Origin of the sequence: Anaeromyxobacter sp. K (assembly GCF_000020805.1) — a bacterium.
In the GTDB taxonomy this organism is placed as follows: domain Bacteria; phylum Myxococcota; class Myxococcia; order Myxococcales; family Anaeromyxobacteraceae; genus Anaeromyxobacter; species Anaeromyxobacter dehalogenans.
In genome coordinates this window covers 3,991,401-4,016,608 of the sequence record NC_011145.1, presented here as the reverse complement: position 1 = coordinate 4,016,608, position 25,208 = coordinate 3,991,401, and the positions used below count along the sequence as shown (strand labels likewise).

The 25,208-nt window shown below is 77.0% G+C and carries 25 protein-coding genes and 1 riboswitch; of the genes, 6 read left to right on the top strand and 19 right to left on the bottom strand.

From position 1 onward, the window contains the following. Positions 1-25: 25 nt before the first annotated feature. From ANAEK_RS17890 to dksA, 3 genes are all read right to left on the bottom strand, one after another. On the bottom strand, positions 26-793 hold the full coding sequence (locus tag ANAEK_RS17890) for a hypothetical protein (RefSeq protein ID WP_012527536.1): 768 nt from the start codon (positions 791-793) through the stop codon (positions 26-28). Then, on the bottom strand, positions 790-1,659 hold the full coding sequence (gene galU, locus ANAEK_RS17885; protein ID WP_012527535.1) for a UTP--glucose-1-phosphate uridylyltransferase GalU: 870 nt from the start codon (positions 1,657-1,659) through the stop codon (positions 790-792). The genes ANAEK_RS17890 and galU overlap by 4 nt, the downstream gene beginning before the upstream one ends. A gap of 64 nt (positions 1,660-1,723) precedes the next feature. After that, complete coding sequence (gene dksA / locus ANAEK_RS17880) at positions 1,724-2,092, bottom strand: RNA polymerase-binding protein DksA (RefSeq protein ID WP_012527534.1); 369 nt, start codon at positions 2,090-2,092, stop codon at positions 1,724-1,726. A 93-nt stretch (positions 2,093-2,185) separates the two neighbouring features. Here dksA and ANAEK_RS17875 point away from each other — a divergent pair, with 93 nt between their 5' ends. Then, the gene (locus tag ANAEK_RS17875; RefSeq protein ID WP_012527533.1) at positions 2,186-3,061 is read left to right on the top strand and encodes a hypothetical protein; all 876 of its coding nucleotides are present in this window, start codon (positions 2,186-2,188) and stop codon (positions 3,059-3,061) included. Here the strand turns inward: ANAEK_RS17875 and ANAEK_RS17870 are convergent. The 9 genes from ANAEK_RS17870 to ANAEK_RS17830 form a co-directional block, all read right to left on the bottom strand. Then, positions 3,058-4,308 (bottom strand): HNH endonuclease, encoded by a 1,251-nt coding sequence (locus ANAEK_RS17870; RefSeq protein ID WP_012527532.1) that lies wholly within the window; start codon positions 4,306-4,308, stop codon positions 3,058-3,060. The two genes, ANAEK_RS17875 and ANAEK_RS17870, sit on opposite strands and share 4 nt — an antisense overlap. A 393-nt stretch (positions 4,309-4,701) precedes the next feature. Beyond that, the gene (locus ANAEK_RS17865) at positions 4,702-5,517 is read right to left on the bottom strand and encodes an ABC transporter ATP-binding protein (protein WP_012527531.1); all 816 of its coding nucleotides are present in this window, start codon (positions 5,515-5,517) and stop codon (positions 4,702-4,704) included. After that, the gene (locus ANAEK_RS17860) at positions 5,514-6,560 is read right to left on the bottom strand and encodes an iron ABC transporter permease (protein ID WP_012527530.1); all 1,047 of its coding nucleotides are present in this window, start codon (positions 6,558-6,560) and stop codon (positions 5,514-5,516) included. The genes ANAEK_RS17865 and ANAEK_RS17860 overlap by 4 nt, the downstream gene beginning before the upstream one ends. Then, a complete protein-coding gene (locus tag ANAEK_RS17855) occupies positions 6,557-7,471 on the bottom strand; it encodes an ABC transporter substrate-binding protein (RefSeq protein WP_012527529.1) in 915 nt (304 codons plus the stop codon). The genes ANAEK_RS17860 and ANAEK_RS17855 overlap by 4 nt, the downstream gene beginning before the upstream one ends. Continuing rightward, positions 7,459-8,910, bottom strand: a complete 1,452-nt coding sequence (locus ANAEK_RS17850; protein WP_012527528.1) for an MXAN_6577-like cysteine-rich protein — start codon at positions 8,908-8,910, stop codon at positions 7,459-7,461. Before ANAEK_RS17850 ends, ANAEK_RS17855 begins: the two co-directional genes overlap by 13 nt. After that, positions 8,907-10,907, bottom strand: coding sequence for a TonB-dependent receptor (locus ANAEK_RS17845; protein ID WP_012527527.1), 2,001 nt, complete (start codon positions 10,905-10,907; stop codon positions 8,907-8,909). The genes ANAEK_RS17850 and ANAEK_RS17845 overlap by 4 nt, the downstream gene beginning before the upstream one ends. Positions 10,908-10,974: 67 nt before the next feature. Then, positions 10,975-11,131, bottom strand: a riboswitch (cobalamin riboswitch). A 149-nt stretch (positions 11,132-11,280) separates the two neighbouring features. Continuing rightward, complete coding sequence (locus tag ANAEK_RS17840) at positions 11,281-11,619, bottom strand: helix-hairpin-helix domain-containing protein (RefSeq protein WP_012527526.1); 339 nt, start codon at positions 11,617-11,619, stop codon at positions 11,281-11,283. After that, entirely contained in the window at positions 11,616-11,867 is a 252-nt protein-coding gene (locus tag ANAEK_RS17835) for a hypothetical protein (protein ID WP_012527525.1), read from the bottom strand. The genes ANAEK_RS17840 and ANAEK_RS17835 overlap by 4 nt, the downstream gene beginning before the upstream one ends. 327 nt (positions 11,868-12,194) lie before the next feature. Further along, positions 12,195-12,509 (bottom strand): DUF3467 domain-containing protein, encoded by a 315-nt coding sequence (locus ANAEK_RS17830; RefSeq protein ID WP_012527524.1) that lies wholly within the window; start codon positions 12,507-12,509, stop codon positions 12,195-12,197. Positions 12,510-12,641: 132 nt separating this feature from the next. Between ANAEK_RS17830 and ANAEK_RS17825 the strand changes: the two genes are divergently transcribed. Together ANAEK_RS17825 and glpK are read left to right on the top strand one after the other, a co-directional pair. Then, positions 12,642-13,505 (top strand): carboxylesterase, encoded by an 864-nt coding sequence (locus tag ANAEK_RS17825; protein ID WP_012527523.1) that lies wholly within the window; start codon positions 12,642-12,644, stop codon positions 13,503-13,505. A 3-nt stretch (positions 13,506-13,508) separates the two neighbouring features. Beyond that, complete coding sequence (gene glpK / locus ANAEK_RS17820) at positions 13,509-14,987, top strand: glycerol kinase GlpK (protein WP_012527522.1); 1,479 nt, start codon at positions 13,509-13,511, stop codon at positions 14,985-14,987. 54 nt (positions 14,988-15,041) lie between these two features. On the opposite strand, the gene ANAEK_RS17815 is transcribed toward glpK, so the two are convergent. Both ANAEK_RS17815 and radA read right to left on the bottom strand, forming a co-directional pair. Beyond that, entirely contained in the window at positions 15,042-15,317 is a 276-nt protein-coding gene (locus ANAEK_RS17815; protein ID WP_012527521.1) for a hypothetical protein, read from the bottom strand. 72 nt (positions 15,318-15,389) lie between these two features. Further along, positions 15,390-16,778 carry a DNA repair protein RadA gene (gene radA / locus ANAEK_RS17810; protein WP_012527520.1) on the bottom strand — a complete coding sequence of 463 codons (1,389 nt, stop codon included), beginning with the start codon at positions 16,776-16,778 and terminating at the stop codon, positions 15,390-15,392. A gap of 143 nt (positions 16,779-16,921) precedes the next feature. On the opposite strand from radA, the gene ANAEK_RS17805 reads away from it, so the two are divergent. Continuing rightward, positions 16,922-17,845: a hypothetical protein gene (locus tag ANAEK_RS17805; protein ID WP_012527519.1), complete on the top strand. Its 924-nt coding sequence runs from the start codon at positions 16,922-16,924 to the stop codon at positions 17,843-17,845. Positions 17,846-17,871: 26 nt separating this feature from the next. Here ANAEK_RS17805 and ANAEK_RS23055 read toward each other — a convergent pair whose 3' ends face one another. Then, positions 17,872-18,024: a lmo0937 family membrane protein gene (locus ANAEK_RS23055; protein WP_012527518.1), complete on the bottom strand. Its 153-nt coding sequence runs from the start codon at positions 18,022-18,024 to the stop codon at positions 17,872-17,874. Positions 18,025-18,212: 188 nt separating this feature from the next. Here ANAEK_RS23055 and bioB point away from each other — a divergent pair, with 188 nt between their 5' ends. Further along, entirely contained in the window at positions 18,213-19,298 is a 1,086-nt protein-coding gene (bioB, locus tag ANAEK_RS17800; protein WP_012527517.1) for a biotin synthase BioB, read from the top strand. 3 nt (positions 19,299-19,301) lie between these two features. Then, the gene (gene bioF / locus ANAEK_RS17795; RefSeq protein ID WP_012527516.1) at positions 19,302-20,498 is read left to right on the top strand and encodes an 8-amino-7-oxononanoate synthase; all 1,197 of its coding nucleotides are present in this window, start codon (positions 19,302-19,304) and stop codon (positions 20,496-20,498) included. Between the two features lie 71 nt (positions 20,499-20,569). Here bioF and ANAEK_RS17790 read toward each other — a convergent pair whose 3' ends face one another. The 4 genes from ANAEK_RS17790 to ANAEK_RS23050 all read right to left on the bottom strand — a co-directional run bounded on the left by ANAEK_RS17790 (position 20,570) and on the right by ANAEK_RS23050 (position 25,208). Beyond that, positions 20,570-21,058 carry a hypothetical protein gene (locus tag ANAEK_RS17790; RefSeq protein WP_012527515.1) on the bottom strand — a complete coding sequence of 163 codons (489 nt, stop codon included), beginning with the start codon at positions 21,056-21,058 and terminating at the stop codon, positions 20,570-20,572. Further along, positions 21,058-24,276: a protein kinase gene (locus ANAEK_RS17785; protein WP_012527514.1), complete on the bottom strand. Its 3,219-nt coding sequence runs from the start codon at positions 24,274-24,276 to the stop codon at positions 21,058-21,060. Before ANAEK_RS17785 ends, ANAEK_RS17790 begins: the two co-directional genes overlap by 1 nt. Positions 24,277-24,288: 12 nt before the next feature. Next, positions 24,289-24,861, bottom strand: a complete 573-nt coding sequence (locus tag ANAEK_RS17780) for an RNA polymerase sigma factor (protein ID WP_012527513.1) — start codon at positions 24,859-24,861, stop codon at positions 24,289-24,291. Positions 24,862-25,043: 182 nt separating this feature from the next. Next, entirely contained in the window at positions 25,044-25,208 is a 165-nt protein-coding gene (locus ANAEK_RS23050; protein ID WP_012527512.1) for a DUF1049 domain-containing protein, read from the bottom strand.

The following is a 25,208-nucleotide window of genomic DNA, read 5'->3' as shown; positions in this document are numbered from 1 at the left end:
GCGGCGGCCCCGCCGGCGGCGCGCCTCACCACCCCGCGTCGGGCAGGGCCGGGTTGGCGTGCGCGCGCTCGGTCGTGAAGCGCAGGCGCAGCGCGTCCTGCTCCGCCACCTCGACGGCGCGAGGGAACCAGTCGCCGCCCGCCGGCGATCCCCAGCCCAGCAGCCGCACGTCCTGGAGGGCCCCGCCCTCGGCCGCGACGAGGCGCATCGGCTGGAACGCCTCCTTGTCCACGAACGCGACCGGCCGGCCCTCGCGCGAGCGCCCGCCGATCACGTACGCGAGCCGCCCGTCGAACCGGCCCAGGCCGATCTCCGAGACCGCCACGCCGCGCCGCGACAGCGCGGCCGCGTAGGCGCCGGCGGCGTCGCCGGCCGTCGACGTCGCGAGCAGCGCGCAGGCGGCCCGGACCAGCGCCGCCGCGGCGGGGACCTGCTCGAGCCCGCCGCGCCCGGAGAGCCGCCCGTCGCGGGCGAGCGACACCGCCGGGCGCTGCGCCTCGGCGACGCCCGCGGGCGCGAGCTCGAGCCGGCAGCGGCCCGGGACCTTCATGAGGAAGCGGGCCGGCGCGGACACCTCGCCGGTGGCCGAGCGCTGCAGCCCGGCGGCGGACGCGAGCCGCTCGGCGGCCGGTCCCTCCACCTGGACGGTGCCGGTCACCTCGAGCGCGGAGAGCGACAGCGACGCGCGCTTCTCGCCCATGCGCCGCAGCACGGCGGAGGTGTGGAGGACGTAGGCGAGCGAGGGCATCGCCGCCGCGAGGGCGGCGGCCGCGGCCAGGCGGCGGAGGTTCACTTGACGAGCTCCTTCATGAGCGCGCGCAGCGGCCCCGCCAGCTCGGGGCGCTTCATCGCGTACAGGATGTTGGCCTTCAGGTAGCCGAAGCGGTCGCCCGCGTCGTAGCGCTCGCCCTCGAACTGGTAGCCGAGCAGCCCCTCCTCGCGCGCCAGCACCGCCAGCGCGTCGGTGAGCTGGATCTCGCCGCCCACGCCCGGCTTCACGCGCTCGAGGATCTCGAAGATGCGCGGGGGCAGGACGTATCGGCCGATCACCGCCAGGTTCGAGGGCGGATCCGCCTTGGGCTTCTCGACCAGCCGGTCGATGCGCACGGTGCGCGGGTCCATCGCCTGGCCCGCGGCGATGCCGTACATGTGCGTGTCCTCGCGCGGCACCTCCATGAGCGCCACCGTGCCGAGGCCGTGGCGCTCCCAGCAGTCGGCGAGCTGCTTCGCGCCGGGCACCGGCGCGTCGATGATGTCGTCGCCCAGCATCACCACGAACGGCTCGTCGCCGATCGCGTCGCGGGCGCACAGCACCGCGTGCCCGAGCCCGAGCGGCTCCTGCTGGCGGATGGTGAGCACGTTCGCCATCTGGGCGATCTCGCGCATCTGCTTGCGCAGCTCGCGCTTGCCCGCCTTCTCGAGCCGGTCCTCCAGCTCCGCGGCGATGTCGAAGTGGTCGACGATCGAGTCCTTGCCGCGCGCGCAGATGAGGATGATGTCCCGGACGCCGGCCGCCACCGCCTCCGCCACGATGTACTGGATGGTCGGCGTGTCGACGATCGGGAGCAGCTCCTTCGGGACCGCCTTGGTGGCGGGAAGGAACCGGGTGCCGAGGCCCGCGGCGGGGATCACGGCCTTGCGGATCTTCTTGGGCGCCATGGTGCCGCCAATCTAGCCCGGCCCCGGGCCAGGCACCACCGGTGAGCACCGCCCGGGCCGGGCGCTATCTCGGCCGCTCCACGCGCTCCGCCTCGGTCTTGCAGGCGATGCACAGGTCCGTGACCGGGCGCGCGCGCAGGCGCGCCGCGCTGATGGGCGCACCGCAGGACGTGCAGGTGCCGAACGTGCCCGCGTCGAGCCGGGCCAGCGCCGCCTGGACCTTGCCGAGGAGCCGGCGGTCGCGATCGCGCAGGCGCAGCGCCCAGTTGCGGCGCTCCTCCGCGGTGGCGCGGTCGTTCGGATCCGGGATGGCGACCTCGCCGCCCCCCTCCGCGTCCGCCATCTCGTGCACGGCGCGCTCGCCCTGGCCCACCAGCGTCTCGAGCTGCGCCGCCAGGATCCGGCGGAAGCGTTCGGTCTCGCGTACGTTCATGGCGACCTCCGCGTGGCGATCGACGCTAACGCTCGCGTCCGCGCGCCACAAGCGTCCTTGCCGGGGACGCGACGCGTCCCGTATCCTCGGCACGTGCACGCAAGGATCCTGTGTCATGCGGCCGCGCTCCTCGTCGCGGGCGCCGCCGCCGCCGCCGACGCTCCACCCGCGGGCGGCCTCCCCGACGTGGCGGGCCCCAGGACGCTCGGCCTGTCCGCGTCGATCGGCGTGGCCGCCAACAACGAGGGACTGTCGGTGAACCCCGCCGCCGTCGGCGCGCGGCGCCGCTACGCGCTCGAGGTGGGCGGCATGCTGGACCGCCGCGGCGCCGAGTCGCCCGGCCAGTTCCTGAACGCGTCGGTGGTGGACGCGATGTCCTCGTCGGTGACGGCCGGCTTCGCCTTCACGCGCGCTGCCAAGGGTGACGCCGTCGGCAACCAGCTCACGCTCGCGCTCGTGACGCCGCTGGTGGAGCGGATGTGGATCGGCGCGGCCGGCAAGTGGCTCGACCTGCGCGGCCCCCTCGCGCTCGGTCGGGAGGAGATCCGCGCGGCGACCGTGGACGCGGGCCTGTTCTGGCAGGTGTCCGACCTGTTCTCGCTCGGCGCCGCCGGCTACAACCTGGTGGCGATCCACCAGGACCAGATCGCGCCCATGGGCTTCGGCGCCGGCATGGCGCTCGGCAACGACCAGGGCGCGCAGCTCACCGCCGACTGGCGCAGCGACCTCGACCGGCTCGGCAAGACCAGCAACCGCTACTCCGTCGGCGCCGAGGTGCTCGCCGGCCGCATGGTGGCGCTGCGCGCCGGGTTCATGAAGGACGAGACGCTCGACACGAACTGGTGGTCCGCCGGCCTCGGCATCGCCGCCCAGAGCGGCGCCGCGGTGGACGTCGGCTACCGCCAGAGCACGAGCGACCCGAGCGCCCGCCAGATCGCGGCGTCGCTGAAGATCTACATGTTCAATTAGGTCGAGGGCTGCGCCCTCCCCCCGCCGGCGGAGCCGTCGGGGCCCCACTCCTGCGTCGCGGGGCCCGTGACCGCTCGCGCCCGCATGCGCGGGCGCGCGAGCGGTCCCCGCGGGGAGGGATTGCGTCCCTCCCCGGCCTGCGGCCGGGGCCCCTCCCTGCTGGCCGTGCTCCTCGGTGCGTACGCGTTCATCACCTCGTCCCCGAGGACCCGTCGCGCCTCCTCCAGGTTGTGCCCTCGGCAACGGATCCGGAGGTTGTCGGCCGTCGAGGCGCCTCCACACGCCCGCGGCACGATGTGGTCGAGCTCGAGCTGGTGCGTGGCGCCACACGGCTCGCCGGACGGGAGGGGGAAGGTGCAACGCCCGCCGTCGCGCGCCCAGACCTCGCGGCGAACGTGGGCCGGGACGTGGTCCGGCCGGGAAGGACGAACCGTCTTCTGCGGCTTCGCGGTGAGCCCCTTCCGACGCGCGCGCTCGGCGAGGAGCAGGTCGAGAGCGGCCTCGAGGACGTTCTCGCGGGAGGCGCCCGGCATGGAGTGTGAGAGCGCATCACGGCCCGCGTCGAGCTTCTTCAGGAACGCCTTGGACACGGTGAGGTGAATCCGCGCCTGGTCGGCGTCGAGCCAGTCGACGGAGGTGGGCTTCGCGACGGGTCTGGCCTCGGAGGCTCGCCGTTCTACAGGCTCAGCGCGACCGGAGGGCGGCGCTCTCACTTCATGCGCATGAAACAAGGCGACCCGCGCGGGCGCCGGCGATGCAGCGTCGCGCGAGGCCGCCGCCGGAGCCGCGGCAGAGGTGGTGACCGCGGCCGGCGCAGACGTCGCCCGGATCGGCACGACGACCTCGCGACGGGGCGGGTTCTCCACCGGCCGGATGGAAGCGACCACGGCGGCAGCATCCCGGCTCGACAGCCCGAAGAACCGAGGCAGGATCTCCGCGCAGTTCTCGGTGGTCACCACCTTCGCCAGCTCGCAGACCGAGGACAGGCACAGCTTGCCCTCCCGGAGCGCGCCCTCGACCGCCGGCAAACGGTTGATGAGCTCCGCCGCCGTCTTGCGGAGCTGAGCGGAGCCCGCCGAGAGCTTCAGCTCCCGATGCAGGAACGAGAACAGCGAGGTGTGCCCCCGCTGCCGGTAGAGCCCGCGCCGTTCGAACTCGGCCAGGGCAACCAGAAACTCGGCCATGGCGTGGCGCTCGGAGCGGAGCAGGGTGACGAGGCGGTTCGTGAACTCGAGTGCGGTGTCCATGCACGAAGCATCGCACGCGAATTTCGCCATCCGTAAAGCGCACGAGGATGGCCCAGGACGCGACAACGGGAGCAGGGTTCCGCGCCTCCTCGGCTCACGTCCGCGCGGCGCAGCCCAGCCCCGGGAGCGCGTCACGGCCCTGCGCCGCAGCCCTTTCGCTCGAGGGCGCCGCCCCGCCCGCATACCTCGTCAAGCCCGCAGAGCGTCCTCGTTGGGCCGCAAGCATTCGGTCACTCACAGTGACTGCCGTCGCACGTGCCTCTGCGCCCCGCGGCTCACCATCAGGCCGCTCGCGAGCCGATCCGCGCCACCCCGGTTCCGGTCACACGGCACCGCCCCCGACCCCCGCCGCACCCTCACAGCCCATGAACGCCCGCCCGTCAGAGCCGGCGCTCACCCCTCCCGCCCCAACGCCGGCAGCACCACCGGCGCCCCGGTGACGCCGTTCTCGCCGCGCCACACCGGCACCTCCCACACCTCTCTCACCCGCTCCGCCGTGATCACCTGGTCCGGCGCCCCCTCCGCGACCACGCGCCCGCGCGAGAGCACCACCAGCCTGTCGCACGCGGCCGCGGCCAGGTTGAGATCGTGGAGCACGGCGACCACGCACAGGCCGCCACGCGCGGCCACGCGGGCCATCCGCATGGCGGCCACCTGGTGGCCGAGGTCGAGGAACGCGGTGGGCTCGTCGAGTAGTAGAACCCGTGGCTCCTGCGCGAGCGCGCGGGCGAAGAACACGCGGCGCCGCTCGCCGCCGGAGAGCGCGTCGAGCCGGCGGCCGGCGAGGTGCACGAGGTCGCACGCCTCGAGGGCGCCCTGCACCGCGCCGTGGTCGAAGCGGGAGGGCACCGCCAGCAGGCCCTGCCGCGGCGCCCGGCCCATCATCACCGCCTCGCGCACGGTGAACGGCCAGCCGAGCCGCGGCTCCTGCGGGACGAGCGCACACACCCGCGCCACCGCGCGGCGCGGGGCGGCGGCCGGGTCCATGCCGGTCAGGCGCACCGTGCCCCGGGCCGGCGCGGCCAGGCCGGCGATGAGCCGGACCAGCGTGGACTTCCCCGCGCCGTTCGGCCCCAGCAGCCCCACGAACTCGCCCTCCCGGGCCGAGAACGAGACGTCCTCGAGCGCCGCGTGGGCGCCGTAGCGGAAGGTGACCCCGCGCACCTCCACCATGGGCGCCGCGCTCGCGCCGCCGGCCGGCTCCCTCATCGCGCGCCCTCCGCCTCGGGCCGCCCGCTCCGTCGCAGCAGCCACAGGAAGAACGGTCCACCCAGGAACGCCGTCACGGCGCCCACCGGCGGCTCGGTGCCGAGGGGCAGGAACGCGAGGCGCGCCAGCGCGTCGGCGAGCACCAGGAACGCGGCGCCGAACAGCGCCGAGGCCGGCACGAGCAGCCGGTGGTCGGGGCCGATCACCCGCCGGACCAGGTGCGGGACGATGAGCCCCACGAACCCCACCATGCCGGCCAGCGCCACCGCGGCGCCGGTGGCCGCGCTCGCCGCGAAGAACACCGCGGCGCGGTCGCGCCGCACGTCGAGGCCGAGCGAGGCGGCCTCCTCGTCGCCGAGCGTGAGCAGGTTGAGCCGCGCCGAGAGCGCCACCAGCGCGCCCACCGACAGCAGCACCAGGACGGCGCCGAGCGCCAGCGTCCCCGGCGCCTCGTAGCCGACCGCGCCGAGCAGCCAGTACATGAGCCGGCCGGCCTGCTCCGGCGGGACCAGCATCTTGAGCAGGGTGATGACGCCGGCCGCGAACGCGTTGAACACGATGCCGACCAGCAGCGCGGCCTCGGGCACCAGGCGGCCGCCGATCCGGCCCAGGCCGAACACGACGGCGGTCGCGGCCACGGCCCCGGCCACCGCGCCGGCCGCCACCGGGGGCGCCCCGCCCAGCGCCTCGCCCGCGCGGCCCGCCAGCCGGGTCACGCCCGCGGCGGCGACCAGCACCAGCGAGCCGCCCAGCGCGGCGCCGCCCGAGACCCCGAGCACGAACGGCTCGGCGAGCGGGTTGCGGAGCAGCGCCTGGAGCGCGGTGCCCGCCGCGGCGAGCGCGCAGCCGACCAGCGCCGCGAGCAGCGCGCGGGGCAGCCGCAGGCCGAACAGGATGGCCGCGTCGGGATCGGCGCCGGCCCAGGCGGCCCGGAACGAGATGGGCTGCGGGCCGAGCCCGCAGGAGATCGCCACGGCGACCGCGATCGCGAGCACGCCGGCGGCGAGCGCCAGCGCGAGCCGGGTGCGCCGGGAGAGGCTCACCGCGCCTCCGGGTGCAGCCCGCGGAACAGCGCCTCCAGCCCGCGGATCATCCGCGGCCCGGGGCGCAGCAGGGCGTCGTCCGGGAGGCGCACCACCGCGCCCCGCCGCACCGCCGGGATCGCGGACAGGCGGACGATGCCCTCGGCCGGCTCCTGCGGCGCGCCGTCCACCACCACCTCCGGATCGAGCGCCACCGCGCGCTCCAGCGGGAACACTGGCCAGGGCCGCGAACCGCCCACCACGTTCACCGCGCCCGCGATGCGCAGCAGCTCGTCCGGGAAGCTGCCCGGCCCCGCCACCACCAGCGGCTCGCGGCCCACCAGGAAGAGCGCGCGCCGGCGCGGCAGCGGCGCGGCGCGGGTCCGCACCCGCTCCACCTCCGCCGCGAGCTCCGCGGAGAGCCGCGCCCCCGCCGCCGGCGCGCCCAGCGCCTCGCCCACGATGCGCGGCGTGGCGAGCACGTCGGCCACGCTCACCACCGGGATGGCGACCACCGGGAACGGGCGCGACGACGCCTGCGCGAGCTCGGCCACCCGGCGCACCGCCGCGAGCGCGCCGCCGTCGGAGATCCAGAGCACGAGGTCGGGGCGGAGCCCGAGGATCGCCTCCGGGTTCGGGTCGATGAAGCCGCCCACGCGCGGCACGTGCTGCACCTCGGGCGCGTCGTCGAGCTGGGTCACGCCCACCAGCCGGTCGCCCAGCCCCAGCGCCAGCACCACGTCGGTGAGGCTCGGCGCGAGCACCACCACGCGCCGGGGCGGCGCGGCGGGCCGGGGCCCGGCCCACACCGTCCCGCCCTCGGCGGCGCCGCGGCCGCTCGGGCGCAGCAGGTCCGCGACCCCGCCGGCGCGCGCCGACGGCGCCGCGAGCGCGAGCGCCAGCGCGGCGCAGCCGGCGGCTACGGCGCGCACGCGACGTCCGCGGCCCAGGCCCAGCCCGCCTGGCTGGCCGGGCAGATCTCGCCGGCGGCGAGGCGCTCGCCGGTGGAGGGATCGAAGCGCCACACCGAGCCGGACCACTGGTCGGTGACGTAGGCATCGCGGCCGCACAGCGCGATGTTACCCGGCGCCGAGAAGTCGGGCGCGGCCACCGGCGCGTGCAGCGTGACGACCCCGGCCTCGCCCAGCTCCACCGGCAGCACCGCGGCGCTCCCGCCGCACGCGACCCACAGCATGCGCCCGTCGGCGCTCGCGGCCAGGCCGCCCGGGTTCAGGCAGCCGTCGCCGAGGTCGATGGAGGACAGCGCGTCGTCCGCCGCCGGGTCGATCACCGCGAGCTTCCCGCTGCCCGCCGGGTCGGTGTAGTAGCCCCACTCGCCCAGGCGCAGGTTGGCCAGCGTGACGAACACGCGGCCGCCGGCCACCACGGCGTGGGCCGGGAAGGGGAGGCCGGGGGCGTCGGCGAGCGCCCGCAGGTCGATCCGCCGCAGGATCTCGCCGGTGGCCGGGTCGATCACCGCCACCTCCTGGCCGCCCGAGGTCGCGTCGAGGCCGTACAGCGCCGCGTAGGCGCGGCCGTTCGCGAAGGCGACCCAGCGCGGGTTCACGCCGGTCGTGCCGAGGACGACCTCGTCCACCACCCGCCGCGCCGCCGCGTCGTACACCACCAGCGAGCCCGCCGCCGCGTTCGCGACCCACAGGCGGTCGCCGCTGACCGACAGCGCCTCGAGGTCGCCGCCGCCGAGCATCGTCTCGACGCCCGCCGCGCCGAGGTCGAGCGGGAAGGCCACGAGCGAGTGCGAGAGCGAGGCCGCCGCCCAGAGCCGGCCGGCCGAAACGCCCAGCGCGATGGGGCCGTCGCCGGCCGCGCGGGGCAGGCCGGCGCGCAGCGCCGCGTTCGCGGGGCGGACGTCGTCGGTGGCGAAGCAGGCCACGTACACGTCCGGCCGGCAGGCGCCCTCGCGGCAGCTCTCGCCGCGATCGCAGCGCACGCCGCACGCGCCGCAGTTCCAGCGATCCGACGCCAGGTCGGCGCAGGCGCCGCCGCAGGAGAGCTGCCCGGCGGGGCAGGCGCTGGCGCAGGCGCCGCCGGCGCAGACCTGTCCCGTGCCGCAGGCGACGCCGCAGGCGCCGCAGCTCGCGGGATCCGAGGACAGGTCCACGCAGCCGCCGCCGCACTCGACCGTGCCGGGGCCGCACTCGCACGCGCCCGCGTTGCACTCCTGGTATGCGCCGCAGGCGGCGCCGCACGCGCCGCAGTTCGAGGAGTCGAGCTCGACCGAGGTGCAGGCGCCGCCGCAGACCTGCTCGCCGGCGGCGCAGACGATCTCGGGGTCGCTGCTGCAGGCCGCGAGCGCGAGCGCCGCCGCGGCGAGGGACGCCCGGAGGGCGGGGAGGGGGATGCGGATCATGGGGTGAGGTCTCCTGGGGTCGGGGTCGAGCCGGCGCGCAGGGTGATCATCACCATGCGCCCGGGAAGCGGGTTTCCGATGGGGTCCGTCAGCGTGCGGTCGTCGAGCAGGTTGCGCGCCTCGAGCCCGAGCCGCAGCCCGGCCCGGCGGGCGAGGCGCACCGAGGCGCCCGCGTTCCAGAGCAGCGCCTCGGGGACGCGGTCCGCGTTGCGCGCGTCCCGCCACTGCGCGCCCACGTAGTGGGCCTCGAGGTGGGCCTCGGCCGGCCCGGGGGCGATCGCGGCGCGCGCGAACAGCCGGTGCCGGGGGCGGAAGGGCAGGTCCTGGCCCACCTCGGCCGCCTCGCCGCGCAGCGTCTCGGTGCGCAGGTAGGTGTACGCGGCGCCGAGCGACAGGCCGAGCAGGCGCGGCGCCGGCGCGGTGGCGGCCTCGACCTCCAGGCCGGCGACCTGGGCGCGGCCGGTGTTGAAGGGCTTCATCCGCCCGAGGGCGCTCGCCTGGTAGACGATGAGGTCCTCGTAGCGCGTCACGTGGCCGCCCACGCTCGCCATGCCGCGCGCGCCCTCCGCCACGAGCGCGGCGTCGGCGGAGCGGCCGGTCTCGGGGCGGAGCGTCGGGTTGGGCAGCGCGCCCCCCTGCTGCAGGTAGAGCTCGGCGAAGCCGGGGGCGCGGAAGGTCCGGCCGGCGCTGGCGCGCGCCGAGAGCGGGCCGACCACGCGAACGCTCCCGCCCAGCTTCGCGGAGACGCCGTCGAACGGGCCCACCCGCTCGGCCCGGACCGCCGGCGAGAGGCGCACCCGGCCGGCGGCGAGGCGCGCGTCCTCGGAGAGCGTGGCGGAGAGCTGCGCGCGGGTCCGCGCGTCGCCCAGCCCGTCGGCGCGGAGCGCCTCGCCCTCCGCGCCCAGCGCGGCGCGGAGCGCGCCGTGCGGGTGGAGGAGCACCGCCTCGGCCTCGGTGCCCGCCGCGCCGCCGCGCTGGTGCACCGGGTCGCCGCCGGACAGGCTGCCGATGCGCGTGTCGAGCAGGTCGGCGCGCCCGGTGAGCCGCGCCCCCAGCGTGAGTCCGGGCACGGGGCCGGCGCCGGAGAGCCGGACCGACAGGAGCGCGCGGGCGTCGCGCTGCCAGTCGTCGGGGGTGTCGGTGCCGGGCCAGCCGGCCAGCTCGCGGCGGCCGCCGGAGAGCTGCAGCAGCCCGTCCAGGCGGCGCTCGCCCAGCCGCGCGGTGAGCTTCGCGATCCCGCCGGCGCGGGCGCTGCCGTTGTTCTCGCGCGTGAACGTCTGGTACGGGCTGCCGGGCAGCGAGCTCTGAGGGCGCCTCCGGTACGTGAAGTCCCCGTCGCTCCGCTCCGCCCCCGCCGCGCCGAACAGCGTCCAGCGCTCCCCGCCCGCCGCCGCCTCGGCCGACGCCGCGGCGGTGCCGAAGGATCCCCCGCTCGCCTCGGCCGACCAGCCCCCCGGCTCGCCGCCGCGCGTGACCACGTTCACCACGCCGCCCAGCGCGCCCGCGCCGTAGTGCGCGCCCTCGGCGCCGCGCAGCACCTCGATGCGCTCGATCCACTGGCGCGGAAGCGTCGACAGGTCCACGCCGCCGCCGAACGCCGTGTTGAGCGGCAGGCCGTCGAGCAGCACGAGCACGCCGCTCGCGCTCGAACCGCGGATGGACACGGTGGAGAGCTGGCCGAGGCCGCCGTACGCGCTGACCGCCACGCCGGGGGCGGTGGCGACCAGCTCGGCGACCGCCTTGGCCTCGCCCGCGTAGCGGCCGGCCTCGACCACGGTGACCGCGCCGGTGGGATCGCGCGTCGCCTCGGCCCCGGGGACGCGGATGACGAGCTCGTCGAGCTCCACCGGCGCGGCGCCGGGATCGGGCGCGCCGGCGTCGGCGTGGGTGGGCGGATCGTCGGCGCGCGCGGCGGCGCCCGGGGCGACGCCGGCGACGGCGGAGAAGACGAGGGCGAGCGCGCGCGCGCGCCGCCCGAGGGGAGGCCTCGAGTCCAAGTCGCCGGGTCTCCTTCGGACCCGCGGACTTCACGTACCGCGAACCATTCGCGGCGGACCCGGAGGGAGGTCTCCTGGCTTCCGGGGCCGCGGAGCAGCATCGCTCCGCCAGGCACCCTCCACCTTCCCGCCGCGAGCATCCGCGGCAGTGGCGACGACGTCGAGGGTGCTTCACCCCGGCTACAGTGGCGGGACCGCGCCGGACTTGGACCGGCTTCCCTGTTCCTCCGAGCCGAAAAGCTTCCCCGGAGTAGCGGAGGCGCGCGGACCCGTCAAGCGCGGAGGACGCGCGCCCAGGATTCCGGAGCGGGCGCGGACGGATGCCGGACCGGCCGGCCGGGCGCAGGGCGCGGCCGGCCGGTCGCGGGCCCGCTCACCGCCCCGCGGAGGCGGTCCGCTGCGCCCCGGCAGGCGCCCCGGGTGCGGCGGCGCCGCCCACGGTGACGTTGGCCCGAACCTTCGCGAGCCAGGCAGGGCCGAGGCCCTTCACCGCGAGCACGTCCTCCACCCGGCGGAACGGCTGCCGGGTGCGGTGCGCGACGATGGCCTGCGCGCGCTGCTGGCCGACGCCGGGCAGCCGCATCAGCTCCACCACCGGCGCGCGGTTCAGGTCCACCTTCTCGCCCTGCGCGAGCGCCTTCTTCGCCGCGAGCGCCGGGGCCGCGGCGAGCAGCGCGGCCGCGACCGCGAGCGCCCTCCACCGCGGGATCACGGGTGCACCTCCACCGTCTCGAAGCCGTCGCGCCGCGCCGGGGCGGTCCCGCCGCGCTCGGCCGGCGGCTTGGGCTCGCGCACCTGGAGCGTGGCGGTGCCGATGGGCAGCGCGTCGAGCTGCAGGGTGATGCTGCCGTCGCGGTTCACGTACGCCGCGCCGATGCGCGGCCAGTAGCGCTTCTCGCCGTCCTTGCTCTCGGGGATCGCGTAGACCGCGAGCCGCCGGTTTCCGTTCGTGTCGCTCATGTGCCTCTCCGTGGGTTCGGACCGCCGCGCGAGGTGCGCGGCGGCGAGCCGGGGAGAGCAGCCGGCGTGCCCGCGCCAACCCCGCGGGAACACGGGCGGCGCGCCTTGAACGCGCGTTCAGCCGGCGGACCGCCGGCCGCGCCGCGGACCGGCGGATGCGACGTGCAGGGAGGGGCCCCGGCCGCAGGCCGGGGAGGGATGCAATCCCTCCCCGCGGGGACCGCTCGCGCGCCCGCGGAGGCGGGCGCGAGCGGTCACGGGACCCGCGAAGCAGGGGTGGGCCCCCGCGAGCTCCGCTCGCGGGGCGGGGACGCAGTCCCCGTCGGATCAGTTCACGATCCCGCCCTGCGGGAACGCGGGCGCGTCGCCCAGCTCGACCGGCCCGAAGCGGGCCTCGTAGCGCGCCAGGTTCTCCTGGATGGCGAGCAGGAGCCGCTTCATGTGCTTGGGCGTGGTGATCGCCCGCGCGCGCACCGTGGCCTTGGGCGCCTGCGGCTGGACGTAGATGAGGTCGAGCGTGAACTCGGTCTCGGTGTGGTTCACCATCGCCATGTTGACGAAGGCGCCCTGCGCGGTGGCCGGGTCGATCTCGATCTGCACCGGGATGCCGTGCGGCGGCGGGGCGGCGGGCTTGTCGGACATGTCCCAGGCTTAACAGGAATCGCCGCGCCCCGCGCCGGCTTCACGCAGCGTCAATTCGCCCCGCATCCCGAGGGGGCCGGCCGCAGGCGGAGGATTGAAAGACGGCCCGGGCAGGGGTAACGCTCGTGGAGCGTGGTCCGGACCTCCAGCGCGCGCGGCGACGAGTTCGAGCTCCCCGGTGGGCCCGACGCGGTCCTGCTGCTGCACGGCCTCACCGGCTCGACGTTCGAGGTCCTCCCCGTGGCGGAGCGGCTCCACGCCGCCGGCATGCGCTGCCTCGCCCCGCGGATGGCCGGCCACGCCGGCGGCCCCGCGGCGCTGGGCGAGGTCTCGTACACGGAGTGGATCGCGCAGGCCCGGCGCGACCTGGAGCGGCTCGCCGGCGCGCGCCGCACGTTCCTGGTGGGCTGCTCGATGGGCGCGCTGGTCGCCTGTGCGCTGGCCCACGACCACCCGGCGCGTGCCGACGGCCTCGTGCTGCTGGCCCCGGCGCTGGAGCTGCAGCTCCAGGGCCGGCTGGGCGCGCTGCTGGGGCGGCTCGGCCCGCTCCGGCGCGTGGTGATCCCGAAGGCGGCCGGCTCCGACGTGCGCGACCCCGAGATGCGCGCCGCGAACCCCGCCTTCCCGGGCGTGCCGCTCGGCGCCGTGGCCGAGCTGGCGAAGCTGGCGCGCCACGTGGACGCGCAGCTGCCGGGCATCGCCGCGCCGGCCCTGGTCATCGCGGGCGGGCACGACCACACGGTCACGCTCGGCGGCGCGCGCCGCGTGGCGCGGCGCATCGGCTCCGGCCCCGCCGCGCTGCGGGTCCTGCCGGAGAGCTGGCACCTCGTGGGCATCGACGTGGAGCGGGAGCGCTGCGCCGAGGAGGCCGCGCGCTTCCTGGAGGCGCTGCCGATCCCGGGCGGCCGCCGCCACCCCGGCGCGGCGCCGCGCCGGCCCAGGGCGGCGGGCGGGGCGAAGGCGAAGGCCCGGGCCGGGCGCCGGCGCAGGGGGTGAACCGTGGCCAGCTACGTCCTCGCCATCGACCAGGGCACCACCGGCACCACCGTGCTGGTCCTCGACCGGCGCCTCTCGCCGCGCGCGCGGGTGAACCAGGAGTTCCGGCAGATCTTCCCGAAGCCGGGCTGGGTCGAGCACGATCTCGAGGACCTCTGGGGCTCGACCGTGTCCACCGTGCAGCGTGCGCTCCGCGAGGCGGGGATCCGCGGCTCCGACGTCGCCGCGGTGGGCATCACCAACCAGCGCGAGACCACGGCGCTGTGGGAGCGCCGCTCCTCGCGCCCGGTGGCGCACGCGATCGTCTGGCAGGATCGCCGCACCACCGACGCGTGCGCGCAGCTCCGCTCCGCCGGGCACGAGCCGCTGGTGCGCGAGCGGACCGGCCTGGTGCTCGATCCGTACTTCTCCGCCACGAAGCTGCGGTGGCTGCTCGACAACACCAAGGGCGCGCGGCAGAAGGCCGAGGCCGGCGCGCTGGCGTTCGGGACCATCGACAGCTTCCTGGTGTGGCGGCTCACCGGCGGCGCGGCGCACGTCACCGACGTCTCGAACGCGAGCCGCACCCTGCTCATGGACCTGCGGGAGCGGCGCTGGGATCGCGAGCTCCTGGACCTGTTCGGCGTCCCGCCCAACGTGCTGCCGGAGATCCGCGCGTCGTCGGAGGTGTACGGCACCACCCGCGGCGTGAAGGTGCTGCCGGACGGCATCCCGGTGGCGGGCATGGCCGGCGACCAGCAGGCGGCGCTGTTCGGCCAGGCCTGCTTCCGGCCGGGCGAGGCGAAGTGCACGTACGGCACCGGCGCGTTCCTGCTCCAGAACGTCGGGCCGGAGCCGGTGATGTCGTCGCGCGGCCTGCTCACCACCGTCGCGTGGACGGTCGGGGGCGAGACGGCGTACGCGCTGGAGGGCTCCTCGTTCATCGCCGGCGCCGCGGTGCAGTGGCTCCGCGACGGGCTTGGGCTCATCGCGCGCGCGCCCGACGTGGAGGCGCTCGCGAAGCAGGTGAAGTCCACCGGCGAGCTGGTGTTCGTGCCGGCGCTGGCGGGGCTGGGCGCGCCGCACTGGCGGCCGGAGGCGCGCGGGCTCATCGCGGGCATCGACCGCGGCACCACCGCGGCGCACCTGGCGCGCGCCACGCTCGAGGGGATCGCCTTCCTCATCCACGACCTCGCCGAGGCGATGCGCGCCGAGGCGGGCAAGCCGTTCCCGGTCTTCAAGGTGGACGGCGGCGCCTCTCAGAACGACCTGCTCATGCAGTTCCAGGCGGACCTGCTCGAGGTGCCGGTGGAGCGGCCGCGCATGATCGAGACCACCGCGCTCGGCGCCGCGTTCCTGGCCGGCCTGGCGGTGGGCTTCTGGAAGGACCGCGAGGAGATCCGCCGCGCCTGGCAGGTGGGGAAGCGCTTCGAGCCGAAGATGAAGCCCGTGGAAAGAGAGCAGCACGTGGCCAAGTGGCGGAAGGCGGTCCAGGGGGCGTAGCCGCCCCGGGGGAAGCGTCACCGGAGGCGGGCGGGGCGGCCCGCCCGGTGGAGATCACCGTCGGCGGACCTGCGCCAGCACCTCGACCTCGGCGAGCGGGCGGCGCAGCGCGGCGAGCGCGCGGAGCCCGAAGCACACCTCGCCGAGGAGGCAGCCGAGGAAGGTGATCGCCACGAGCTGCGCCGGGACCGCGGTGCTGATGAACAGCGCCCCGGAGACGAGGAAGGTGGTGTAGGCGCCGAGGTACCACTCCGGGCGCTCGACCCGGACGTCCCGCGGCCGGAGCTCGACGATGCCATCGGGGCGGAGGCGTCGGACGACGTGGCTCATCGCAGGATCATCTTGCGAGAGGGATCGCGCCGGCGCAACCCGGCGACCCGTTCCCGTGGGGGCGGGTGTGGGCTACGCGAGCCGGTCGAGGGCGTCGGCGACGGTCGTGACGCCCACCAGCTCGATCCCGTCGGGCGCGTCGGCGTGCCGGAGGCTGGCCGCCGGGACGATGGCGCGCTGGAAGCCGAGGCGCGCCGCCTCCGCCAGGCGGATCCCGGGCTGCGACACCGCCCGGACCTCGCCCGCCAGGCCCACCTCGCCCAGCACCAGCGTCCGCGCCGGCAGGGCGCGCTCCCGGAAGCTCGAGGCGAGGGCGGCGACCACGGCGAGGTCGGCGGCGGGATCGTCCACCGACAGCCCGCCGGCCACGTTGACGAACAGGTCGCAGGGCAGGATCTCCAGGCCGACCTTCTTCTCGAGCACCGCCGCGAGCAGCGCCACGCGGTTGCCGTCCACGCCCAGCGCGGTCCGCCGCGGCGTGCCGTAGCCGGTGGGCGCCACCAGCGCCTGCACCTCGACCAGCACCGTCCGCGTGCCGTTCAGCACCGCCGTCACCGCGCTCCCGGGCGCGTCCTCCGGGCGCTCGGCCAGGAACAGCGCCGACGGGTTCGCCACCTCCGCGAGCCCGCCCGCCTTCATCTCGAACACGCCGATCTCGCTGGCCGAGCCGAAGCGGTTCTTGTGCGCGCGGAGCACGCGGTACGGGTGGGCGCCGCCGCCCTCGAAGTAGAGGACCGTGTCCACCATGTGCTCGAGCACGCGCGGCCCGGCAATGCTGCCGTCCTTGGTGACGTGCCCGATGAGGAAGATCGGCGTCTCGGTGGTCTTGGCGAGCGCCATGAGTCGCGCGGTCACCTCGCGGATCTGCGTGACCGTGCCGGGCGCGCTCTGCAGCTCGGGCAGGTACTGCGTCTGGATCGAGTCCACCGCCACGGCGGCCGGGGCGAGCGCCTCGGCGGCCTGGAGCACCTTGAGCGCGTCGGTCTCGGCGAGCACCTGGAGGTTCCGGGCGGCGACGCCGAGCCGGTCGGCCCGGAGCTTCACCTGCCGCGCCGACTCCTCGCCGGAGACGTACAGCACCGGGCGGTCGGGGTTCGCCCGGGCCACCCGGTCGAGCGCCGCGAGGACGAGCGTGGACTTGCCGATGCCGGGGTCGCCGCCGAGGAGCACGAGCGCGCCGGGCACGACGCCCCCGCCCAGCACCCGGTCCAGCTCGCCGATCCCGGTGCGCTGCCGCTCCTCCTCGCGCGCCTCCACCTCGCGGAGCGGCAGCGGCTTCGCCGCGGCGTGCGTGCCCCAGCCGCGCGGCGCGGCGCCGACCTTCGGCTCCGGGGCGGCGATCTCCTCCTGCAGCGTGTTCCACTGCTTGCAGGCGGGGCACTGGCCGAGCCACTTCGGGCTCTGCTGCCCGCACTCGGCGCAGGCGAACACGGTGCGGACCCTCGGGGCGGCGCGCGACATGGAAGCAGGCGTTAGCACGCACGTCCGACATGTCGGCGCCCGCCGCGCCGTCTCTTGCCGATGCGGCCCGCGATGCACGATCCTCCGCGCCGCTCGACGCTCGCCAGCCCGCACGGGCTGCGGGCGGACTCCCACCTCAGCCGATGCCCTCGCACCCGACCCGCCGCCTGCCCGCCGCGCTGCTCCTCGCCATGCTCGCCGTGCTCCCCGCGGCCGCTCGCGCCGTCGATCTCGACCGCGACGGCCTCGACGATGCGCTCGAGGACGCGCTGCTCGCGCGCTTCGCGCCGGTCGTGGTCCTCGCGCCGGACGAGCCGGTGCGGCCGGCGAGCGCTCCCTGGGTGCTCGCGCGCGCGGCGCTCGAGACGGCGCCTGGACCGCCGCCGCGGGTCCTGCAGGCGTCCGCGCTGGGCGCGCTCGCGGCGCTCGTCATCCCGGGCACCGAGGAGCCGGGAGCGCGCCTGCGCCTCGCGGCCGGTGCGCAGGCCGGCAGCCCGGATGCCTCCGACTGGACGGCCTACGGGCACGCCTACCGGGCCCCGGACGGCGGGGTGCTGCTCCAGTACTGGTTCCTCTACCCGTTCAACGCGGCGTTCTGGGCGTTCGACCACGACGGCGACTGGGAGCACGTCACGGTGCGCCTCGATCCGGCGGGCCGGCCGCTGGGCGCCTGGCTGGCGCGCCACGCCGACGCGCAGCCGGGCCCGTGGTTCCAGTGGGGCGCGCTGCGGCGCGAGGGGGATCACCCCGTGGTGCTCTCCGCGCACGGCACGCACGCGAGCTATGCCTCGCCGGACGACGCGCCGCCGTGGGAGCGGCTCTGCCCGGAGGCGGAGCCGGCGCGCGCGACCACCGCGGGCTGCGCCGTCTGGCGGCCGGCGGCGCCGGGCTTCGGCGGCGTGGTGAACGTGGGCGAGCGCGCCGCGCCGCGCGTCGCGTTCCTCGCGTGGCCCGGCCGCTGGGGCGCGACCGGCGCGTTCGGCCGCGACAGCCGCGGCGCGCCGCCCCCCGGCCCGGCGTTCCAGCGGGGCTGGTGCAGTGAAGGCACGCCCGGCGCGTGCCCCTGATCCGCGGATCGCGCCGGGCGCGCGCCCTATACCGCTGCGGAGCCGCGCCGGATCACCGCCAGGATGAGCGTGATCACGGCGAGGATGAGCAGCAGGTGCACCCACCAACCGACGGTGGCGCCCGACACCAGGCCCACCGCCCACAGCACGAGCAGGATGACTGTGATCGTCCAGAGCATGCGGCCCCCTCCCTTGCATCGAAAGGTACGCACGCGGCGCGAGGTGGAAGCGGGCCTGCGGCAGGCGCGTGCCCGCCGGCCGGTGCGCGGTCCGGCGGAGCCGCCGGCTGCCTGATTTGGGGGTCGTCAACCCTCGGGTGGCCGCCGGGTTGACGAGCGGATCTCCGCCTGTCTATCGTGCGGCCCCCATGTGCGAGACCGCTTCCACGACGCTGCCCCCCGGCATCACGCCGATCTCCGGTGACGAGGCCCGCCGCCTCATCCACCACACCTCGGGCCCCGAGCTCGAGGCGCTGCTCGACCGGGCCGAGGCGGTCCGGCGCGCGGTGCACGGCGACGAGGTCGCGCTGTGCGGCATCACGAACGCGAAGAGCGGCCGCTGCCCGGAGGACTGCGGCTTCTGCTCGCAGTCGGCGCGCTTCGAGGGCGCCGACGCGCCGGTGTACCCGATGATCGGGGCCGGCGAGATCGTGGAGCAGGCGCACAAGGCGGAGCGGGCCGGCGCGCGCGAGTTCTCGATCGTGGCGAGCGGGACGCGCCTGGCGCGCGAGCAGGAGCTCGCCACCGTCGAGGAGGCGCTGCGGCGGCTGCGGGCGGAGACCGCGGTGGAGCCCTGCGCCTCGCTCGGCCTCATGCGCGAGCCGGAGCTGCGGCGGCTGAAGGACGCCGGGCTCATGCACTACCACCACAACCTCGAGACCGCGCGCAGCCACTTCGAGAACGTCTGCACGACGCACACGTTCGACGAGCAGCTCGAGACCATCCGCGCCGCGAAGGGGCTCGGGCTAAAGCTCTGCTCCGGCGGCATCCTGGGCATGGGCGAGACGCCGGAGCAGCGCGTGGAGTTCGCCGAGGAGGTCCGCGACCTGGGGGTGGACTGCGTGCCGGTGAACTTCCTGAACCCGCGCGCCGGCACGCCCCTGGCGCACCTGAAGGCCATCACGCCGGAGGAGTGCCTGGCGGCGCTGGCCGTGTTCCGCCTGATGATGCCGGCGGCGCACATCTTCGTGATGGGCGGGCGCGAGGTGAACCTCGGCGACCGGCAGGACCTCATCTTCCGTGCCGGCGCGAACGGCACCATGGTCGGCAACTACCTCACCAGCGCCGGCCGCGCGCCCGACCTCACCGTCGGCATGGTGGAGCGGCAGGGCCTCACGCTCCGGCCGCCCGACACCGGGAAGCCCTGGGCATTCGACGGTCACGCGCCGTCCGACGCCGACTGGAACCGCAAGGCCGCGGAGCCGCGCCCGCGGCCGCTGCCGGTGGTCCGCTAGGCGATGGCGCGCGGCGCGCTCGACTGGATCGGCGCCGAGCTCGAGGCCCTCGACGCGAAGGGCCTGCGCCGGTCCCTCGAGCCCATCGGCCCGGCGCAGGGGCCGGTGGTGCAGGTGGGCGGCCGCGCGCTCGTGAACCTCTGCTCCAACGACTACCTCGGGCTGGCCGCGGATCCGCGCGTCCGCGCGGCGGCCGCCGACGCCGCCATGCGCTTCGGCGCGGGCAGCGGCGCGGCGCGGCTCGTCGCGGGCGACCTGCCGCCGCACGGCGCCCTCGAGGCGCGGCTCGCCGCGTGGAAGGGCCGGGAGGCCGCGCTGCTCTTCGGCTCGGGCTACCACGCGAACGCCGGCGTGCCCGGTGCGCTGGTGGGGCGCGACGACGCGGTGTTCTCCGACGTCCTGAACCACGCCTCGATCGTGGACGGCTGCCTGCTGTCGCGCGCCGAGCTGGTCCGCTACCGCCACTGCGACGTGGAGGAGCTGGCCGGGCTGCTGGCCCGCACGCGGGCCCGCCGGAAGCTGGTGGTGACCGACGCGATCTTCTCGATGGACGGCGACGCCGCGCCGCTCCGCGAGCTGGCCGAGCTGTGCGACCGGCACGGGGCCATGCTCTACGTGGACGAGGCGCACGCGGCCGGCGTGCTCGGGCCGAACGGCGCCGGCCTGGCCGAGGCGCTCGGGGTGCAGGATCGGGTGGACGTGCACATGGGCACGCTGGGCAAGGCGCTCGGCGCGTTCGGCGCGTACGTCGCCGGCGAGCGGCGCCTGATCGAGCTGCTCGTCTCGCGGGCGCGGCCGTTCGTCTTCAGCACCGCGCTCCCGCCGCCCGCCTGCGCCGCGGCGCTCGCCGCGCTGGAGGTGGTGGCGACCGAGCCGTCGCGGCGGACCCACCTGTTCGCGCTCTGCGCGCGGATGCAGGCCGGGCTGGCGCGGCTCGGGTTCGACGTGGCGCGGGTCGCGTCGCCCATCTTCCCGGTGGTGCTGGGCACCGAGGTGCGGGCGCTCGCGGCGGCGGCGGCGCTCCGCGAGCGGGGCTGGTTCGTGCGCGCCATCCGCCCGCCCACCGTGCCGCACGGCACGAGCCGGCTGCGGGTGGCGCTCTCGGCCGCGCACGACGCGGCGCAGGTGGACGGGTTCCTGGCGGCGCTGGCGGCGGTGCTGCCGGACCTGCCGCCGGCCGAGCCGCGGCGGGCCGGCTAGCCGGCGCTCACGCCGTCCCGGCTCGCGAACCCGACGGGCGCACCGCCGGCGGGCGCGCACCCCTCCGCCGTTCAGCGCGCGTGGCCGAGCATGTACCACTGCTCGTACAGGCTGCTCCGCCCGGGGTTGCCGCTCGAGCAGGAGGTGAACGTGCCCTTCGCCGCCAGCGCCGCGTAGGCGCCGGTGCCGTCGAGCACCGTCCAGCGGCCCACCACCGGCAGGGCGGCGCCCTTGCGCGCCGTCGTCAGCCGGACGCGCAGCGTCCCGCGCCCGCCCTCCAGCACGCGCTCCACCACGCCGCCGCCCGCGGGGAACCCGCCCATGTCGCGGGCCACGCCCTCGTCCACGGTGGCGCCCGAGGCGTCGCGGAGCCGGAACGTGCCGGTGTACTGCCAGTCCGGGAACGAGACGTCGATCTCGATCCGCTGCGCGCCGGGCGGGGGAAGCTCGGCCGGCGGCGGCGGCTCGCGGCGGCGCTCCGGCGCGTCGGCGCTCGCCGCGAGGGGGAGGGCGGCGGCGAGCGCGAGCGCGGTGAGCGCGAGCGGGCGGTGGAAGCGCATCACGGGCTCCCCTGGGCGGCGCGGGGCGGCGGGACGCGGCCGTGCGCGGTCTCGCAGTCGGCGAAGCGGCGCTCCGCCTCGGCGCGCGCCTCGCCCAGCACCTGGATCCGGTGCGCCACCGGCAGGCAGGCGGAGGTGGCGGCGCGCAGGGCCGCGCGGAGCCGCGCCCAGTCCACCGTGGACACGCGCGCGGTCCCGTCGGCCGACACGGTGGCGAGCTCGGTGCCGTCGGGGCTGAACGCGGCGTTGCCCACCGCGCCCTCGTGGGCGCGGAGCACCAGCGGGTCCCCGCTCCCGTCGCGCGGGTACACGCGCACGGTGCCGTCGCTCGAGGCGAGCGCCCAGCGGCGCCCGTCGCGGCTCACCGCCACCGAGAACAGCCCCTCGGGCAGGGCCGGGAACGGCGCCCGCTCCTCGCCGTCCGGGCCGAACAGGCGCAGCGTCCCGCCCTGCTCCGGGACGAGCAGCGTGCCGTCGGGCGCCACCGCCGCGCGGAAGACCGGGCGGCCGGCCCGCACCACCCTCGGCGGCGAGCCGTCGAGCGGCCACACGTGGACGGAGGCCTCGTCCTGCGACGAGGAGATCACCGCCTTGCCGTCCGGCGCCCAGGTCACCGCGGTGAGCACCGCGCCGTGGCCGCGGAACACGAGCGGCGTCCCGGTGCCGTCGGCGCGCCACACGCGCACCGTCTTGTCGAGCGAGCCGCTCGCGATGAGCGTGCCGTCCGGGCTGAACGCGGCGGACAGCACCGGCCCGTCGTGCCCGCGCAGCTCGCGCACCAGCGCGCCGGTCGCGGCATCCCACACGCGCACGGTGCGATCCTCGGACGAGGTCACGAACGTGCGCTCGGTGGGATCGAGGTCGGCGGAGTGGATCACGTTGCCCGGGTCGCGCACGGTGAGCGCCGCGCCCCCGTGCACCGGCCAGAGCCGGGCGGTGCCGTCGTGGCTGGCGGTGAGCACGCGCGTGCCGTCCCGCGTCCACTGCACCGTGTCCACCAGCGCCTCGTGCCCCACCAGCTGCCCGCGCTGGCGCGGGTCGTCGGTGCGCCACACGCGGATCACGTCGTCGGTGCCGCGCGTGAACAGCCGGCTGCCGTCGGGGGTGGGCGCGCCGTCCACCACGGTGTGCCCGCGCAGCACCACCGGCGAGCCCTCGCCGTCCGCCGGCCAGATCCGCACCGTGCCATCGGTGCCGCCGGTGATCACGCGGCGCCCGTCGGGCGCGAACGCGGCGTACGCCACGCTGCCGCGGTGGCCGCGCAGCCGGACCTCCGGAACGGCGGCGCCGAGCCGCCACACGCGCGCCGCCCCGTCCTGCGAGCCCGCCACCACGCGCGTGCCGGCGCGGTCGAACGCGACCGAGGACACCGCCAGGCCGGGGGCGCCCAGCGACTGGCGGACGCGCCCGTCGGGCCCGAGCAGGCGCACCACGCCGTCCTCCGAGCCGACCGCGACGAGGCGGCCGTCCGGCGACCAGGCCACCGACCAGACCACGCCGCCCGGCAGCGGCGCGGTCGCGAGCACCGCCCCGCCGGGCGACGCGATCACGCGCACGAAGCCGTCCGCGGTGCCGGTGGCGACCCGGGTGCCGTCGGGGGAGAACGCGAGCGCGAGCACGGCGCCGTCGTGCACCACGGAGCGTGGGGGCGCGTCGCCGGCGAGGTCGGCCAGCCAGAGCCGCCCGTCGAGCGCGCCGGCCGCCGCGATCCGGCCCGCCGGATCGAGCGCCAGCCGGACCAGCGGGACGCCGCCGGCGGGCAGCGTGCGCGGGGCGCCACCGCCGTCGAGCGGGAACACCCGCAGCGTGCCGGCGTGGTCGGCGGTGACGAGCCGCCGCCCGTCGGGCGTGAAGGCGAGCCCGTCGGTGCGCGCCGGGCCGTCGGCGCCGAGCACCCGCGGCGCGCCGGTCCCGTCGGCGCGCCAGAGCCTGGCGCCGCCGCCCTCGCCGCCGGCCGCGACCCAGGCGCCGTCCGGGCTGACCGCGAGCCCCTCGCCCTTGGGCACGCCGTCGAGCACCGTCTCCGGGATCGGCTCCGAGAGCAGGCGCTGCGCGATCGCGACCGCGCGCGGCGGCGGGTCGTCGGGGAGCTCGGCCATGAGCAGCGCCGCCACCAGCGGATCCGAGGCGCCGTCGGCCGTCCCGGCGACGCGCGCCGCGCGCAGCGCCCGCTCGGCCCGGTCGCCGCTGCGGATCGCGAGCGCCGCGGCCGCGGCGAGCCCCAGCACCACCAGCCCGCCCGCCGCCGTGGCGGTCCGGCGCAGCCGCCGCAGCCGGGCGGCGCGGGCCTGCGCCACGGCGCGGCCGGCGTAGGCCTGCTCCACGCCGCCGAGCCCGTCGAGCAGGCCGAGCGCGGTCTGCGGGCGCCCGGTGGGCGCCTTCGAGAGCGCCGCGGTGAGCAGCGAGGCGAGCGAGGGTGGCGCGTCCTCGAGCGGGAGCCGCGGCGGCGGGCCCGGGTCGAGCACGGTGCTGCGGCCGTCCACCACCGGGAAGGGCAGCTCGCCGGTGAGCATCTGCCACAGCACCACGCCGGCGCTGAACACGTCGGCCCGCGCGTCGCCGGGCTCGCCGCGGAGCTGCTCGGGCGCCATGTACGCCGGCGTCCCGCCGGCGAGGCTGGCCCGATCGAGCAGCCGCGCCAGGCCGAAGTCGAGCAGCTTCACGCCGCCCCCCTCGGTGAGGAACACGTTGCCGGGCTTCAGGTCGCGGTGGAGCACGCCGCGCGAGTGCGCGTGGACGAGGCCGCTCGCCACGTCGCGGGCGATGCGCACCGCCTCCCCGGGCGGCAGCCGGCCGCGCTTCAGCCGCTGCTGGAGCGTTTCGCCGCGGAGCAGCTCGAGGATGAGGTACGGCGTGCCCTCGTGGATCCCGAAGTCGTGCAGCGTGACGACGTTCGGGTGGTTGAGCCGCGCCGCCGCCTCGGCCTCCTCGCGGAGCGGCTTCTCCAGCGCGGCCGGCTCGGCGCGGGAGGGGCGCATCGCCTTGAACGCGACCAGGCGCCCCAGCTCGCGATCGCGCGCCTCGAACACCAGCCCGAAGCCGCCCCGGCCGATCTCGCGGAGCAGCTCGAAGCGGCCCACCACCATCCCGGCCTCGAGCGGCGCGGCGAGCTGCGAGGGATCGCGCGCCGGCGCGGCGGCGAGCTCCAGCAGCAGGTCGGAGAGCTCCTGGCTCTCGCCCTCCAGCTCCGGGGGGATGGCGCGGGGCGCCTCGCGCATGGGATGCGGCCGCTACTCGAGCAGCCCCTCCTCCCGCGCCATGCGCGCGAGCTTCTCCTTCAGCCGCTCGAAGCGCTTGCGCAGCGCCGGCTCGTCCACCGCGTCGCCCTCGTCGGCGAGCACGGTCGCGACCTCGCGCCAGGAGAGCCCCCGGTCGAGCCGCAGGACCAGGAGCGTCTGCTCGTCCGGCTGCAGGCGGGCGCGCAGCCGGTCGATGCCGCGCTGCCGCGCCTCGCGCCGCCCGAGCAGCGCGGACGAGCGGACCTCGTCGGCGATGCGCGACAGCTCGTGGGTCTCGAGGCGGCGGCCCCGTCCGCGGTAGGGGTCGCGCAGGTGGCGGGCCGCGGCGTGCCAGGCGAGCCGGTAGGCCCACACGCGGACCGGGCACTCGCGGCGGAAGCCGGGGAGGCCGCGCCAGAGGTCCTCGGTGAACTGGGAGAACACCTCGGCCGCGTCGGCGTCGTTGCGGAGGATGGAGGAGAGGTAGCCGAGGAGCTGCGGGCCGTACTCGCGGAGGACCGCCTCGGCGGCCCCCCGGTGATCGCCGGCTTCGAGGAACGGTGCGGCGCGTCCGTGATCGGTCATCCGGGCGAGGGGCTCCGGGGCGCGGACCGGCCGGACGACCGGAAACGGGCCGGGAGAGGGCCGACCATAACGGACGGTGCCGTTTGCCGCAATGGGCGTGGCGCGCACGGTGGGGCCTCCGCGTGGACGTTCCCGGGGAGGGAGGGGCGGGGAGCGCGGGCGTGACCCGGGGGCGGCGCGCCTCAGCGGGACAGCTCGTGCACGCGCTCCCGCAGCCGGTGCGCCTCGTCCCGGACGCGCGCCTCCATGCTGTCGTCCGACCGCAGCCCGACCAGCCAGCCGGCGGCGAACCCGATCGCGGCGGCGAGCAGGAGCGCGGCGATGGCGGTCCGGGCGCGGAAGGACAC